At 69.2% G+C, this 14,438-nt stretch carries 17 protein-coding genes; 6 read left to right on the top strand and 11 right to left on the bottom strand.

Going from position 1 to position 14,438, the window contains the following annotated elements; genetic code table 11:
- Positions 1-342: 342 nt before the first annotated feature.
- Together V6M46_RS05010 and V6M46_RS05005 are read left to right on the top strand one after the other, a co-directional pair.
- Entirely contained in the window at positions 343-1,179 is an 837-nt protein-coding gene (locus tag V6M46_RS05010; protein ID WP_332662680.1) for an NAD-dependent epimerase/dehydratase family protein, read from the top strand.
- 95 nt (positions 1,180-1,274) lie between these two features.
- Positions 1,275-1,973 carry a hypothetical protein gene (locus V6M46_RS05005; protein WP_332662679.1) on the top strand — a complete coding sequence of 233 codons (699 nt, stop codon included), beginning with the start codon at positions 1,275-1,277 and terminating at the stop codon, positions 1,971-1,973.
- 9 nt (positions 1,974-1,982) lie between these two features.
- Here the strand turns inward: V6M46_RS05005 and V6M46_RS05000 are convergent, their stop codons facing one another.
- The 9 genes from V6M46_RS05000 to V6M46_RS04960 all read right to left on the bottom strand — a co-directional run bounded on the left by V6M46_RS05000 (position 1,983) and on the right by V6M46_RS04960 (position 8,842).
- Positions 1,983-2,780 (bottom strand): IclR family transcriptional regulator, encoded by a 798-nt coding sequence (locus V6M46_RS05000; RefSeq protein ID WP_332662678.1) that lies wholly within the window; start codon positions 2,778-2,780, stop codon positions 1,983-1,985.
- Positions 2,781-2,784: 4 nt separating this feature from the next.
- Positions 2,785-3,471, bottom strand: coding sequence for a 3-oxoacid CoA-transferase subunit B (locus tag V6M46_RS04995; RefSeq protein ID WP_332662677.1), 687 nt, complete (start codon positions 3,469-3,471; stop codon positions 2,785-2,787).
- Positions 3,468-4,139 (bottom strand): 3-oxoacid CoA-transferase subunit A, encoded by a 672-nt coding sequence (locus V6M46_RS04990; protein ID WP_332662676.1) that lies wholly within the window; start codon positions 4,137-4,139, stop codon positions 3,468-3,470. Before V6M46_RS04990 ends, V6M46_RS04995 begins: the two co-directional genes overlap by 4 nt.
- Complete coding sequence (locus V6M46_RS04985) at positions 4,136-5,323, bottom strand: thiolase family protein (RefSeq protein WP_332662675.1); 1,188 nt, start codon at positions 5,321-5,323, stop codon at positions 4,136-4,138. Before V6M46_RS04985 ends, V6M46_RS04990 begins: the two co-directional genes overlap by 4 nt.
- Positions 5,324-5,421: 98 nt before the next feature.
- Positions 5,422-5,895 (bottom strand): OsmC family protein, encoded by a 474-nt coding sequence (locus tag V6M46_RS04980; protein ID WP_332662674.1) that lies wholly within the window; start codon positions 5,893-5,895, stop codon positions 5,422-5,424.
- Entirely contained in the window at positions 5,892-6,080 is a 189-nt protein-coding gene (locus tag V6M46_RS04975) for a hypothetical protein (protein WP_332662673.1), read from the bottom strand. Before V6M46_RS04975 ends, V6M46_RS04980 begins: the two co-directional genes overlap by 4 nt.
- 5 nt (positions 6,081-6,085) lie before the next feature.
- A complete protein-coding gene (locus V6M46_RS04970) occupies positions 6,086-7,540 on the bottom strand; it encodes an NAD(P)/FAD-dependent oxidoreductase (protein ID WP_332662672.1) in 1,455 nt (484 codons plus the stop codon).
- A gap of 69 nt (positions 7,541-7,609) precedes the next feature.
- Positions 7,610-7,873 (bottom strand): SHOCT domain-containing protein, encoded by a 264-nt coding sequence (locus tag V6M46_RS04965; RefSeq protein WP_332662671.1) that lies wholly within the window; start codon positions 7,871-7,873, stop codon positions 7,610-7,612.
- A 126-nt stretch (positions 7,874-7,999) separates the two neighbouring features.
- A complete protein-coding gene (locus tag V6M46_RS04960; RefSeq protein ID WP_332662670.1) occupies positions 8,000-8,842 on the bottom strand; it encodes a thioesterase family protein in 843 nt (280 codons plus the stop codon).
- 103 nt (positions 8,843-8,945) lie between these two features.
- On the opposite strand from V6M46_RS04960, the gene V6M46_RS04955 reads away from it, so the two are divergent.
- From V6M46_RS04955 to V6M46_RS04945, 3 genes are read left to right on the top strand one after another with little or no spacing between them, the layout of a single operon-like run.
- Complete coding sequence (locus tag V6M46_RS04955; protein ID WP_332662669.1) at positions 8,946-9,746, top strand: SDR family oxidoreductase; 801 nt, start codon at positions 8,946-8,948, stop codon at positions 9,744-9,746.
- Positions 9,743-10,810: an NAD(P)H-dependent amine dehydrogenase family protein gene (locus tag V6M46_RS04950; RefSeq protein ID WP_332662668.1), complete on the top strand. Its 1,068-nt coding sequence runs from the start codon at positions 9,743-9,745 to the stop codon at positions 10,808-10,810. Before V6M46_RS04955 ends, V6M46_RS04950 begins: the two co-directional genes overlap by 4 nt.
- The gene (locus tag V6M46_RS04945; protein ID WP_332662667.1) at positions 10,807-11,277 is read left to right on the top strand and encodes a hypothetical protein; all 471 of its coding nucleotides are present in this window, start codon (positions 10,807-10,809) and stop codon (positions 11,275-11,277) included. Before V6M46_RS04950 ends, V6M46_RS04945 begins: the two co-directional genes overlap by 4 nt.
- Before the next feature lie 5 nt (positions 11,278-11,282).
- On the opposite strand, the gene V6M46_RS04940 is transcribed toward V6M46_RS04945, so the two are convergent.
- Positions 11,283-11,876, bottom strand: a complete 594-nt coding sequence (locus V6M46_RS04940) for a TetR family transcriptional regulator (RefSeq protein ID WP_332662666.1) — start codon at positions 11,874-11,876, stop codon at positions 11,283-11,285.
- Positions 11,877-11,971: 95 nt separating this feature from the next.
- On the opposite strand from V6M46_RS04940, the gene V6M46_RS04935 reads away from it, so the two are divergent.
- Entirely contained in the window at positions 11,972-14,107 is a 2,136-nt protein-coding gene (locus V6M46_RS04935; protein WP_332662665.1) for an acyl-CoA dehydrogenase, read from the top strand.
- A 69-nt stretch (positions 14,108-14,176) separates the two neighbouring features.
- Here the strand turns inward: V6M46_RS04935 and V6M46_RS04930 are convergent.
- On the bottom strand, positions 14,177-14,438 hold a 262-nt coding region (locus V6M46_RS04930; protein WP_332662664.1), incomplete at its 5' end, for an alpha/beta hydrolase family protein.

The raw sequence follows: 14,438 nt of genomic DNA, 5'->3' as shown, positions 1-14,438 counted from the left end.
GTGTGGTTTAGACCGCTGTATACGCCAGCCGAGCGATTCTCAACCAGTCGGTCATGTCTCGCCATGCGCTCAACATCGGCCTACCACCCGTGGGCACATTTTGGGCACATTTTGTTGTGATCTAGCGGGATTCGGACATATCACAGTGATGCGAATTCGTTGAAATGACAGGGATTTCGGCATTGTCGCCGGTCGCAAAGGCCGATATTCGAGTTCAAATCCCACCGCCACGAGGTATTCGTGGTCCTCTCTGGTCGAGGGCGCGTGGAGTGCATCGCTCCATGGTGATCCAGCGGGAATGGGCACCACGATGCCTGGGTGCCTGGCCAGTAGCCTCGTCGAGTGACTTCGGACGTTGTGCTTGTCGGCTGCGGCGAGCTCGGTGCTGACGTGGGCCAGCGGCTCGCGGCGCGGGGCCACGCCGTGCTCGCGCTTCGGCGCCGCGCTGACCTGGTCCCGCAACCGTTGCAGGGCCTGTCAGTGGACCTCACCCGGGACCGCCCAGACCTTCCGCCGCTCGACCTGGCGTACTTGGTCGTGGCGTTGACGGCTAGACCGCGTAGTGAGGAGACCTACCGCGCCACGTACGTCGAAGGTATGGCGCGCGCGCTCGACGCCCTGGCCGCCACCGGCCAGGTGCCACGACGTGCAGTGCTCGTGTCGTCGACGGGAGTCTTCGGCGACCTGGACCCGGCCGTCCTGGCCGACGAGTCCACTCCGGCCCAGCCTGCCGACGGCCCGGCACGGATGCTGCTTCAGGCCGAGCAGGTGTTCCTGGACCGAGTGCCAAGCGGCACGGTTCTGCGCCTGTCCGGGCTCTACGGTCATCGCAGCACGCGACTTGTCGACCAGGTGCGCGCCGGGACGGTGGCCGACCCGAACCGGTGGACCAACCGCATCCACCGCGATGACGCCGCCGCTGCCGTGGTCCATCTGCTCACCCTGGGCACACCTCCGGAGACCCTCTACATCGGGACCGATGACGAGCCGGCGCTCCTCGGTGATGTCGCTGCACACCTGGCTGCACGAATGGGCGCGCCCACCCCTCCTGCTCCCGATGTCGAACTGGGGCACGGCAAGCGGTTCAGCAACGCGCGACTGCGCGCAAGCGGCTGGGCGCCGGACTTTCCGACGTACCGCGAGGGCTATGCCGGTCTGTCGAGAGAGCCGTTGGGGTGAGTCTGCGGACCCCGAGGATTTGTTGTGATCTAGCGGGCGTCAAGCCCTTGAAGGCACCGCCCATCCGGCGCATGCTGGACCTTGAGGAGAAACTCATGGCCACTGATCGCGCCCCCGACAGCCTGCCGATCCTGTCCCGAGGCAAGCATCGCTCTCCCCGTAAGGGTGCCTGCTTCATGGAGATGGCGTCCGTGCTCGCGAATGAGCCATGGAGTGATCGGCCCAGCTGCACTCATCCGTTGCTCGCGGATCTGGCCAGGCGCGTCAACGACAACACCAGTGACCACAACCGCGGCGAGCTCGCGGTGCTCATTCCGTCCGTGGTCGGCCTCCGCGGCGGGCGCTTGGCGTCCGTGGTCGAGATGACCGCGGCCGTTGCCCTGCACGCCATCCCGGACGTTCCCGAGCCCTCGCAACGTGCCCTCGCAGTGGCGCTGATCCGATGCCAGGAGCTGGGCGCATCCCTCGGCCCCGACGTGGTCATCGCTGTCGACGCCGTTGACGAGGCCGTGGATCGCGCCCCCGGCGCGGTGGCGTGGGCACGGCGGCTTGCAGACGGTTCGACGATCAACGAGAAGCAGTTCGTCAAGTACACGGCGCCGACGGTGATGCGGTGCGCGGTGAGCGGGTTGGTGGCCTCGGCGACCACGCAGGGCGATGTCGACACGCGGCTGCGCGACCTTCTGCGGGTGGCCATCGCCGCCGCCCGGCGACTCGAACCTTCGGCATCCGCGCCAGTTCCCGTGTCTGTCCCAAGGCGGCGCCGGGTGTCATTCGCTCGGTCAGGAGCGTAGCGACCACGACTAGCGCTGGCTGGGGGTGCCGACCTGCGCGAGGTCGGCGCTGATCGCCTCTGCTGCGCCCTGCAGCGCGGGGAGGATGCTCGACACCAGGTCGTCGAGATCGTCGAACCCGGTCGGGGCCGACACATTGAGCGCCGCGATGACGTCGCCGAGCGAGCCGGCGACCGGCACCGCGATGGAGCGCAGACCCAGCTCCAGCTCCTGGTCGACGAGGCACCAGCCCTGGGCGCGTACGCGGTCGAGCTCGTGACGAAGGCCGGCCTCGTCGTGAATGGTCCGCGGGGTGAGTGCCTTGAGGTCGGCCTCCTCGAAGTACGCGTCGAGCGTTGGGGGCGTCATGCCGGCGAGGAGGACTCGACCCATCGACGTGGCATACGCCGGGAACCGGGTGCCGACCGTGATGCCGACGCTCATGATGCGACGGGTCGCGACCCGGGCCACGTAGACGATGTCTGTGCCGTCGAGCACGGACGCCGATGTCGACTCGCCGACCTCTGCCGACAGGCGCTCGAGGTGCGGCTGCGCGATCGCGGGCAGGCCGAGCCCCGAGAGGTACGCGGTGCCGAGCCGCAGCACCTGGGGTGTCAGGGCGAAGTGGCGCCCATCCGTGCGTACGAGGCCGAGCTCGACGAGCGTGTGCAGGAACCGTCGGGCGGTCGCGCGGCTGAGCTCGGTGCGTGTCGCGACCTCGCTGAGCGTCATCTCGGGGTGGTTCTGGTCGAACGCCGTGATGACCGACAGGCCGCGTGCGAGCGACTGGACGAACTGGTCGCCGGCGACGGGCGGCTCGGGGGTCATGTCGTCAGGGTTCCAGTCGCCGCAACGGAACGTCCAGGCGGGCCGCGAGGTCGTCGACGGAGATGCCGAACGTCTCCACGACAGTGACCCCGTCGGGGCCGACGAGGAAGGTCGCGTGCTCGGTGTAGACGCGGCTGACGCAGGACAGTCCGGTGAGCGGGTAGGTGCAGGACGGGACGAGCTTGGCGGACCCGTCCTTGGCGAAGAGCGTCATCATGACGAACACGTCCTTGGCGCCGATGGCCAGGTCCATGGCTCCGCCGACGGCGGGGATGGCGTCGGGAGCGCCGGTGTGCCAGTTGGCGAGGTCGCCGTGTTCGGACACCTGGAAGGCGCCCAGGACGCAGACGTCGAGGTGGCCGCCGCGCATCATCGCGAAGGAGTCGGCGTGGTGGAAGTACGAGGCGCCGGGCAGCTCGGTGACGGGGATCTTGCCGGCGTTGGTGAGGTCGGTGTCGATGTCGTCGCCGACCGCGACCGGACCCATGCCGAGCATGCCGTTCTCCGTGTGCAGGACGACGCCGGAGCCGGGGGACAGGTGGTTGGCGACCTGGGTCGGCTGGCCGATGCCGAGGTTGACGAACGATCCGTCGGGGATGTCGCGGGCGACGGTCTGGGCCATCTCGTCTCGGGTGAGTGGTCCGCGGTCGAGGTGCTCGACGGTCGACTCGAGGGTCACGGCGATGGTCATGCTGACTCCTGTCCGACCTGCACGATGCGATCGACGTAGATGCCGGGGGTGACGACGGCCTCGGGGTCGAGGTCGCCGACCGGTACGACGTGGGTGACCTGGGCGATCGTCGTGGCGGCGGCGGTGGCCATGACGGGTCCGAAGTTGCGGGCGGTCTTGCGGTAGACGAGGTTGCCCATCGAGTCGCCGGCATGGGCGCCGATCAGCGCGACGTCGCCGCGGATCGGCAGCTCGAGGACGTAGTCGCGGCCGTCGATCGTACGGGTCTCCTTGCCCTCGGCCAGTGGTGTGCCGACGCCGGTGGGGCAGAAGAAGGCCCCGATTCCGGCGCCCGCTGCGCGCATCCGCTCGGCCAGGTTGCCCTGCGGAACGACCTCGAGGTCGATCTTGCCGGCACGGTAGAGGTCGTCGAAGACGTACGAGTCGGACTGCCGGGGGAACGAGCAGACGACCTTGCGAACCCGGCCTGCGGACAGCAGCGCCGCAAGGCCCGTGTCGCCGTTGCCGGCATTGTTGGACACGACGGTCAGGTCGCTCGCGCCCTGCTCGATCAGTGCGTCGATCAGCGCGACCGGCATGCCGGCCATCCCGAATCCGCCGACCAGGACGGTCGAGCCGTCCTCGATGCCGGCGACGGCATCGAGGGCCGACTCAACGATCACGGTCATCGGGTGGCCTCGTTCTCGAGCACGACGGCCAAGGCCTGGCCGACGCCGATGCAGATCGCCGCGAGGCCCCACTGCTCACCCGACTCGACGAGGCGGTGCGCGAGCGTGCCGAGGATGCGAGCGCCGGATGCGCCGAGCGGGTGGCCGATCGCGATGGCGCCGCCTTTGGTGTTGACGATCTCGGGGTCGATCTTCCACGCGTCGACGCAGGCCAGTGACTGGACGGCGAAGGCCTCGTTGAGCTCGACGGCGCCGATGTCGGACCAGCTGATGCCGGCACGTGCCAGCGCCTGGTTGGCGGCCTCGACCGGAGCGAACCCGAAGTCCTGGGGGTCGAGGGCATGGACGCCCCGGCCGGCGATTCGTGCCACGGGGTCGAGCCCGATAGAGCCGGCTGCTGCGGCCGACCCGATCAACAGCGCTGCAGCGCCGTCGTTGAGCGGAGACGCGTTGCCGGCCGTGATCGTGCCGTCGGGACGGAAGGCGGTCTTGAGTCCCGCGAGCTTCTCTGCAGTCGTACCCTCACGGATCGACTCGTCGCGCGTCATCTCGACACCGTCGACCGGGGTGACGAGCTGGTCGTAGAACCCGGCAGCCCAGGCGGCCGCGGCCAGCTCGTGCGAGCGTGCCGCGAACTCGTCCTGCCGCTCGCGGCTGATGCCGTACTTCTCCTGGAGCAGCTCGTTGCACTCACCGAGCGAGATGGTCCACTCGGACGGCATCCGCTCGTTGACGAGGCGCCACCCCAGCGTCGTCGAGACCGCTGTTGTGTCGCCGGCGGGGAAGCCACGAGAGGGTTTGGGCAGCACCCATGGCGCGCGGGTCATCGACTCGACGCCGCCGGCAGCGACGATGTCCGCGTCGCCGGTCTCGATCGCGCGCGACGCCATGATCGCCGCATCGAGGCTCGAGCCACAGAGGCGATTGACCGTCGTCGCGGGCACGGATGTCGGCAGTCCGGCGAGCAGCACCGCCATGCGACCCACGTTGCGGTTGTCCTCTCCCGCGCCGTTCGCGTTGCCCCAGAACACATCTCCGATGGCGGATGGGTCCAGCCCGGGGGCTTTCGCCAGGACGCCCGAGAGGGCCGTGGCCGCGAGGTCGTCCGGACGCACTCCGGCCAGGGCGCCGCCGAATCGGCCGAAAGGGGTGCGGCTTGCGGCGTAGAGATAGGACGCGGTCATGTGACTCCTGTTCGGGATGCGAACGATAGTTCGTGGAGTGAACAGACGCAAGCATAGCGATGTGCAGGACTAACTCACAAGGGACGAGGGCCGGGCGGCTAGATCTGTGGGTGGGGCGGGCCGGCGCCAGGCCCATCCGCCGTCGGGGACGACAGGATCTCGCCGTTCACCTCGCAGACTTCGGCGAGCGTGTTGTACACGGTGCCGTACTTGCGCAGGTTCATGTGGACCAGATCGACGCGACGCCGTGGTTCATCGGTGGTGACCCGCAGCGTGTAGCGGATCTCGGTGAACCTCGGCGGGGCATCCTGCCGGTGGGCCGTCACCTCGACCTGGGCGTCCTCATACTGGAACCCGAGAAGGTCGCGGGTGCGGGCCAGGTTCTTGAGCAGGCATGCCGCGAACGCGGTTGCGAGCAGGTCGGCGGGTCCGGGCTGACCTGTGGGCGTGCCGCCCCAGGTGGTGTCCAGCTCGATCGACGCGGATCCGGCTCGCGCGACGCCGGGGGCGCCGGCGTCGGCATGTGCCGTGATGGAGTAGTCCGTCGGCGGTCGAGCCGGAGCGGCCTTCATTGGTGCCCCTTCACGACCATCCGGAGGATGCGCAGGTTGAAGGAGACGAACCGGATGAGCTGGTAGGGCAGGTTGCCGCGCCGGCGCAGGGTCTTGGGGGTTGGCAACGGTGCCTTGGACAGGTCCACGACAGGCTGATCGCTGTCGGTGCGGATGGCGTTGAGGGATGGTGCGTTCGGTGTCATGGCGATCACTCCGGAATCAGGTGCCAGCCGAAGCGGCCCTTGGCCTTGTGGATGAACAGGTAGTGCAACGCCAGCTTGGCCCAGTGCCCGCTCAGCCCGATCTCGCCGCTCGTGGCCTTGAGATCGCGTCCGGTCGGGAATCGTGAGTAGTCCGGGACGACCGGCATCATCGTCATTGCAGCAGCGGAACCGTTGCGCATGTCCGCACCGGCCGACGCGACGCAGGCTGCACCCATGTGCGCCATCGACGCGGTGTGCGCCTCGGCTCGCGCGCCGTGCTTGATGCGGTCCGCGATCGTCAGGGCGACGGTCTTGCCCATGATCCCCGACGGCATGCCCGTACGAGGCGGCGACGGCGTGATGACCGTGCCATTGGCGCTCTTTCGAGGCCGCGAGATCTGGTGCGGCGGGGCGAACGCGATGCCGACGGCGAAGATGTTGTCGTGTCCGGGCACCAGATAGGTCTCCGGCCAGTCCTCGGCTCGCCAGTCCTCGTACGGCTTGGGGGTGTAGTCGGCGTCGACCTTCATGAACCCGCTGGGGGCGAACATCTCGGCGGTGATGTCGGCGCCGGCCCGGTCGTACGCCGCAAGCGGCACTCCGCCGAACGGGGGCAGCAGCATCGCGAAGTCGAACGGCAAGGCGTGGTGCTCGCCGTCCAGGGTCTCGAAGTGGACGACGCCGGGCTCGACACGTTCGACGTGTGCGCCGAGGATCGGCTCGACGTCGCGCTCCCTGAACAGGGACGCGGTCCACAGCTCGCTCGACGTCTGGAACCCCTGCTGCTCGAAGGTCATGCCGTCGACGCCGAAGTCGCCCAGCGCGGCCTCGTTGCTCAGATAGATGAGTCGGGCGCGGTCTCGTACGCCCGCCTCGCGCAGCTGGTGGTCCACATTGAAGACGTACTCGAACGCGGCTCCCTCGCAGGTGCAGGTGCCGTGGCCCATCCCGACGACGAGCGTCTGCGGTTGGCCAGCGCGCAGCTTCGCAATCGTGTCCTGGAGGGCCTGCGCCGCCTCGACCGCGTGGTCGGCGGTGCACACCGACAGCGAGTGGCCGTCGGGTCCGAGTCCCTCGGTCGCCCCGAACTTGAGCTGGGGACCCGTGGCATTGATCAGGTAGTCGTAACGGATCCGGTCCTCCCGGCCGGTGTCGCCCCTGCCGGTGCTGACGATGTCGACCGCGCCGCGCGCGTCGGTGTCATCGCCGTACGGTCTGATCGCGACCGCCTTGGCCTGGCGGAACGCGATGCCCTTGCGGGCGTAGACCGGAGCGAGCGCGAACGTGACGTCCTGCTTGGACATCTTGCCGACGCCGACCCAGATGTTCGACGGGATCCAGTTCCACTTCGAGTTGGGCGAGACGACCGTGATGGTGTCCTTCTTGGTCAGCAACCGGGACAGGTGCAGCGCTGCAGTGTGCCCCGAGATCCCGGCCCCGAGGATGACGACATCAGCCATGAGTTCTCCTTCGATGTCCCTCAACGTGTGCAGCGGGATGACCCGCGGGGACCGACTGCTGCAGGCTGGTCATCGCGACGAGTTGAGCGCCGTCATCCGCGCCTTGTACTCATCCGCATCGATCTCGCCGCGGGCGAGCCGCTCGGCGAGGATCTGCTCGGCGTTCGTGGACGATTGATGAGGCCCGGGGGGAGTATGCGTTGCCTGCGTCATGCGTACGATCCAGACGACAGCGACGGCGATGAGCACCCAGGTGCCCAGCATGCCGAGCAGCATCACGAAACCCCAACCGTCGTCCATGTGTCCGTAGTTGTCTCCGTTGTTCCAGTCCATGGTCGTTCGCCTCGCTCGTCGGGCTCCAGGTGTGGAGCACTCTGCTCAGAGTGCGACGCCGTGGGACGGTGCAAGTAGGGGCCAAAGGCCCGGGCGAGACGGACCTGCGCCCCTGCGTGGCTCCGGTCAGTCGGCGGCGGGCTTGCGGCTGCCGTCGTCCTCGAACTCGACGTCGCCGAAGTCGATCGGGCGGGAGGCATTGGCGATCGCCGTGACCATGGCGGTGCCGAGGGGGCCGGCCCGGTCGAAGACCTCGACGGTGCCGACGGCGATGCCGTCGTACTCCACGCGGTCGGTCGCGGACAGCCCGACCTCGCGGCCGACGGGACGTCGAGCCAGGGCGAGGGTGACGTCGGTGTTGATGAACTTGACGCCCTCGGAGCCCCAGTTGACGACCATGCTGGTCCCGTCGGCGATGCTCGCGACGGACTGGAACGGCGTGCCCGGCTCGCCGTCGACGACCGGCAGTCCGGCCTGCCACGTCTGCTTGCGGCCGGAGTTCTGGTGGTCGGGGAATGACTGGGACCACGGTGAGTCGCTGATGAAGTGCGGCACCCGGGGCTCATCGTTCGGCGGGACGAGGTCCTCCGGCGGCGGCTTCGGGTGGTCGTCGGGGGTCCACACATCGCCCTTGGGTGTCTCGGTCGGTAGCAGGAAGATGCAGCTGGCCCGGGCGACTCGCTCGCCGTCCTGGAGCAGGACCGCGTCGATCAGGCAGATGCGGCGGCCTTCGCGTACGACCTCGGTCGTCACGGTGCACGGCGCCATCCTGGCCGGCTGGAACAGGTCGACGGTGTAGCGGGCGGGATGCAGGTCGTCGCGACCCAGCTCCGCGAGCCGCATCTCGAGGGCGCGCGCGAGGGCGCCGCTGATCGCGACGCCGTGCATCTGGTCGTGGCTCCACATGCTGCGGGCGATCTCGGCGGGGACGAGGAGGTCGTCCTCGAGGGTGAACATGGCCAGGGACATGAGCTAAGCCTGTCAGTCGTCGATCACCTGCGGTCGGACGCCAGCAGGTCCGGCACCGCGGTAAGACTAGAACGTGTTTCAGTTTTGCGCTACTGTCCCCGCCATGGTGCTTGAGAGATTTCGCCTTGACGACCAGGTCGCGATCGTCACCGGAGCCGGACGCGGGATCGGCGCTGCCAGTGCCCTCGCGCTCGCCGAAGCCGGTGCCTGCGTCGTCCTGGCCGCCCGTACGGAGGACCAGCTGCGTGAGGTCGCCGCCCAGGTGGAGGCCTTGGGGAGCAAGGCGGTCGTCGTGCCCGCTGACCTCTCCGACCTCGACCAGGTCGCCGCGCTCGCGCAGGTCGCGGTCGACACCTTCGGCCGGCTCGACGTCGTCGTCAACAACGTCGGCGGCTCGATGCCGAAGGAGTTCGTACGCACGAACGTCGCGGCGCTCGAGGGCGCCTTCCACTTCAACGTCTCGACCGCGCACGCGCTGACCCGGGCCGCGCTGCCGCACCTGCTGAAGGGCGACGGCGGCTCCGTCGTCAACATCTCGTCGGTCATGGGCCGGGTGAGTGGCCGCGGTTACCTGGCGTACGGGACGGCGAAGGCCGCCCTCGCGCACTGGACCCGTCTCGCTGCCCGCGACCTCGCCCCCCGCGTACGCGTCAACGCGATCGCCGTCGGATCCGTCGCGACCTCGGCCCTCGAGATCGTCACCGGCGACGAGGGCCTCACGGCGCAGATGGAGGCCAACACCCCGCTGCGCCGCATCGGCGACCCGGACGACATCGCCGCCACCGTCCTGTTCCTCGCCAGCCCGGCCGGCAGCTACCTGACCGGCAAGGTGCTGGAGGTCGACGGAGGCATCGACCAACCCAACCTCGACATGGCACTGCCAGACCTGGGAGAGACCCTATGAGCATCAGCGTCGCTGCATGGAGCACGGGCAACGTCGGCAAGCACGTCCTCGCCGGCATCGACGCCCGGCCCGACCTCGAGCTCGTCGGGCTCTGGGTGTCCAACCCCGACAAGGTCGGCAAGGACGCCGGCCGGCTCGCCGGGCTCGACCGGGACCTCGGGGTCCTGGCCACTAACGACGTCGAGGCGATCATCGCGCTCAAGCCGGACTGCGTCGTGCACAGCGCGATGGCCGACGACCGGCTCTTCGAGGCGATGGCCGACCTCGAGCGGCTGCTGCGGGCCGGCATCAACGTGGTCTCCAGCGGCCCGGTGTTCCTGCAGTACCCCGCGGGCCCGGCGGTCGGTATGGCCGAAGGCGTGCAGCAGGCGGGCAAGGACGGCGGCGCCTCGCTCTACGTCAACGGCATCGACCCGGGCTTCGCCAACGACTGGCTGCCGTTGTCGCTGACGAGCATCAGCGAGCGCATCGACGAGGTGCGCTGCTCGGAGGTGCTCAACTACAACACGTACAACCAGGGCATGATCGTCTTCGACGTCATGGGCTTCGGCAAGCCGATGGACAACATCCCGATGCTGCTCGAGCCGGGAATCCTCAGCCTCGCGTGGGGCAGCGTCGTACACCAGATCGCCGCCGGCCTCGGGGTGGAACTCGACGATGTCGAGGAGTTCTACGAGCGACTCCCGGCCACCGAGTCGTTCGACATCGACAGCGGCCGCATCGAGAAGGGCACCGTCGCGGGCCTGCGCTTCGAGGTACGTGGCATGGTCGGCGGCAAGGCCGTCGTCGTGCTCGAGCACGTCACCCGCGTCCACGACGACATCGGCCCCGACTGGCCGCAGCCGGCCGGCAAGGGCTGCTACCGGGTCGAGATCAAGGGCGAGCCCAACTACACGCTCGACCTGCAGCTGCTCGGCACCGACGGCGACCACAACACCGCCGGGCTGAAGGCCACCGCGATGCGGCTGGTCAACGCGATCCCGGCCGTCGTCGACGCCAAGCCCGGGCTCGTCACGACGCTGGACCTGCCGCTCGTCACCGGTCGTGGGCTGGTGGTCTCGTGATCACGCGCCTCGGCCGGCTGGCCGCCGTCGCCGCGCTCGCCGGCAGCCTCGTCCTCGTCTCGCCGATGACCGCCGAGGCGGCGACCGGCTGCTCGCAGGCCGGTTCGCAGGCCTCGTCGCAGAAGTACCTCGACGCGCTGGTCGACCGCAACGCGGCCTGGTCGATCCCGCTCGACCCGTTCGTGATCCGCTACGAGAATGGGCTGCCCACGTCGGTCTCCGCGTTCGACCTGAAGCTGCAGCTCTACCTGCACATCCAGTACTCGGTGTTCACATCGATCGAGAACATCGTGTGGACGTGGCAGCCCGATGGCCGGGAGAACGTCATCAACGCGACCTACGACATACCCGTCGGGGTGGGGGGCCTGCCGCTGGGGAGCTCGACCGTCGTCGAGGACTTCACGCTGAACCCTGACTGCACGATCAAGCGGATCGACGCGACGTTCACGATCGAACCGCCCGCTTGACCGAGCTAACGCAGCAGCAGGCGTACGGCGACGTCCATCGACTTGGTGACGTCCTCGGCGGACGTACGGCCAGTGACCCAGCCCATGAGCGCCGACAGCCACACGTCGCCGATGACGCGGACGATCGCCATGTCCTCGTCGGTGGGCTCGCGGGCCTCGTCGGTGCCGTCGATCGCGTGCGTGATCATCGCCGTCAGCTTCATGCCGACGAGATGGATCTCGTCGGCGACCGACGCGTCGGCGAACATGAACGCCCTCGTGAGCGCCTCGGTCAGCTGGGGCTGCTTCTGCAGCGCCGTGGTGGTCACCCCGAGCACGTGCATGACGCGCTCGTGCGGGGTGTCGCCGGGGACCGCGCGCGTACGCGACTGCGCCTCGGCGCGTTCGAACTCACGTCCGAGAGCGGTGACCAGGAGATGGATCTTCGAGGGGAAGTAGCGGTAGAGCGTGCCCAGTGCGACGTCGGCGTTGTCGGCGACCGCGCGCATCTGCACCGCATCGAAGCCGCCCGCGTCCGCCAGCGCAATCGTGGCGTCGAGGATGCGGCGGCGTCGCTCGCGCTGTGCGTTAGAGCCGGCAGTCTCGGTCGTGCTGGTCATCCCGCATCGTCTCCTGTCCAGGACTTGCTGCTGAGCTCGGCGGCGATGGCCGTCGGTATGATTGAAACACGTTCTAGATTTGGAGGCGACACCTGATGCCCGTCGGCGTGACCCGCGATCATCTAGAACTGAGTACCAGTTTACGGGCCTGGGCCGACGGCCTGGGCGCGACATCCACGGCGCGGGCGGCCGAGACTGATGCCGGGGCATCGTTCGCGAAGACCTGGCAGGCCGTCGTCGAGACGGGTCTGACCGGCATCGGCCTCGCCGAGCAGCACGGCGGCGGTGGCGGCGACCTGCTCGACCAGCTGGTGGCGCTGGAAGCCGCCGCGTACGCGCTGGTGCCCGGCCCGCTGCTCGGCACGACCCTCGTCGGTCAGCTGGTCGAGGATGCCGACGTCTGCCGTGCGCTCGCCGAGGGTGCCAGCGCGGGAGTCGCGCTGTCAGGGGCGGTCACGGTCGACGATGCGGGCGCTCGCGGTGACCTCGGCGTCGCGCTCGATGTCGTCGACGCCCGCTGGCTCCTCGCGCCGGCGGACGGCGACTCTTGGGTGCTGATCGGTGCCGACGGCTGGCGGGCCGAGCCGGAGGTCGGCATCGACCTGTCCCGGCGCGGGGGGTCCGTACGCGTGGATGCGACCCCTGAGCAGGTGCTGCGCCTGCCGGGTGTCGACGCCGAGACCGTACGCCGCGTGCTCGTCACACTGGCCGCGGCGGAGGCGGCCGGCGTCGCGCAGTGGTGCCTGGACACCGCGGTCGAGTACGCCAAGGTGCGCGAGCAGTTCGGTGCGCCCATCGGCTCGTTCCAGGCCGTCAAGCACCTCTGCTCGCAGATGCTGGAGAACACGGAGTCGGTGGCCGCCGCGGCATGGGACGCCGGTGCCGCCGCACGGCCGGACGTACCGGTCGAGGAGGCGGAGTACGCCGCCGACGTCGCCGCGACCGTGGCGTTCGAGGGTGCGGTGTCGGTCGCGCAGGACTGCATCCAGGTGCTGGGCGGCATCGGCTTCACGTTCGAGCACGACGCGCACCTCTACCTCCGGCGAGCCGTGGCGTTGAGTGTCACGGTGGCCACGATGACCGGAGGTGCCGACCAGTCGGCGGCCCGCCTCGCGCGGCGCGCGGGCACGGGTCAGCGCCGAACGGCGGAGATCGACTTCGACGGTGCCGACGTGGAGTTCCGCGAGACGACGCGCCAGCAGCTGGCTGCCATCGCCGAGCTGCCCGCGGACGAGCAGCGTGCCGCACTCGCGCGGGCCGGCCACCTGACACCACACTGGCCGCGCCCGTACGGCCTCGAGGCCGGCCCGGTGGAGCAGCTGGTGGTCGACGAGGAGCTGGCTCGTGCCGGGCTCACCCGCCCCGATCTGGCCATCGGCGCCTGGGCGGTGCCGACGATCATCCAGCACGGCACCGAGCAGCAGGCCGAGCGGTTCGTGATGCCGACGCTGCTCGGCGAGCTCCGGTGGTGCCAGCTGTTCAGCGAGCCGGGTGCGGGTTCCGACCTCGCGTCGCTCACCACCCGCGCCGTACGCACCGAGGGCGGCTGGCAGCTGACCGGCCAGAAGGTGTGGACCTCGCGGGCCCGCGAGGCCGACTGGGCGATCTGCCTCGCGCGCACGGATCGGGACGCCGCGCACCGCGGGATCACGTACTTCCTGGTCGACATGAGGTCGGCCGGCATCGACACCCGGCCGCTGCGCGAGCTGACCGGCGACGCGATGTTCAACGAGGTCTTCCTCGACGAGGTGTTCGTCCCAGACGAGTGCGTCGTGGGCGAGGTCAACGGCGGGTGGAAGCTCGCCCGTACGACCTTGGCCAACGAGCGCGTCGCGATGGCCGGCACCAAGCTGGGCGTGAGCACCGAGCGCGCCGTCGAGCTGCTCGCCGGTCGCGAGTCCGAGACCGACGCAGCACGGGTCGGCCACCAGGTGGCGCTGGCGACGGTGTGCCAGCTGCTCGGCGTGCGGTCGACGTTGCGGTCGATCGCAGGGCGTGGCCCCGGCCCGGAGTCGAGCGTCGCCAAGCTCCTGGGCGTACGCAATCGGCAGGAGGCGTCCGAGCTCGTGGTCGACCTGCTCGGGCCGGCTGCCCTGCTGGCATCGGACGACCAGGTCGCGGCGGACGTGCACGAGATGCTGCTCACCCGGTGCCTGTCGATCGCCGGCGGGACGACCCAGATCCTGCGAAACGTCGTCGCCGAACGCGTCCTCGGGCTACCCCGCAGCTGAGGTCAACCATCTCGCCGGTCGAGTGAGGAGGCCGCCCGCGGCTGATACGGTCCTCGTTCCTCGGACGACCTAGTCGACCGCCGAGTTGTGGGTCGCCCGGTGCCACTGCAACCAACGCTGGACGGCGGCGATCGTGTGCTGGCTGCGGATCGAGGAGAAGACCTCGAACGCGTGCTGGGCGCCGGGCAATTCGGCGTACGTGACAGAAGCGTCCGACTTCTCCTCCAGCGCGGCGACGAAGGCGCGAGCCTGGTTGACCGACACCACGGTGTCGTTGCGTCCGTGGATCACGAAGAAGTCGGGTGTGTGCTCGGTGACGTGGGCCAACGGC

The organism is Aeromicrobium sp., from assembly GCF_036676885.1.
GTDB lineage: Bacteria > Actinomycetota > Actinomycetes > Propionibacteriales > Nocardioidaceae > Aeromicrobium.
Note: the sequence above shows the minus strand (reverse complement) of the source record. Positions and strands in the feature narration are given on the sequence as shown.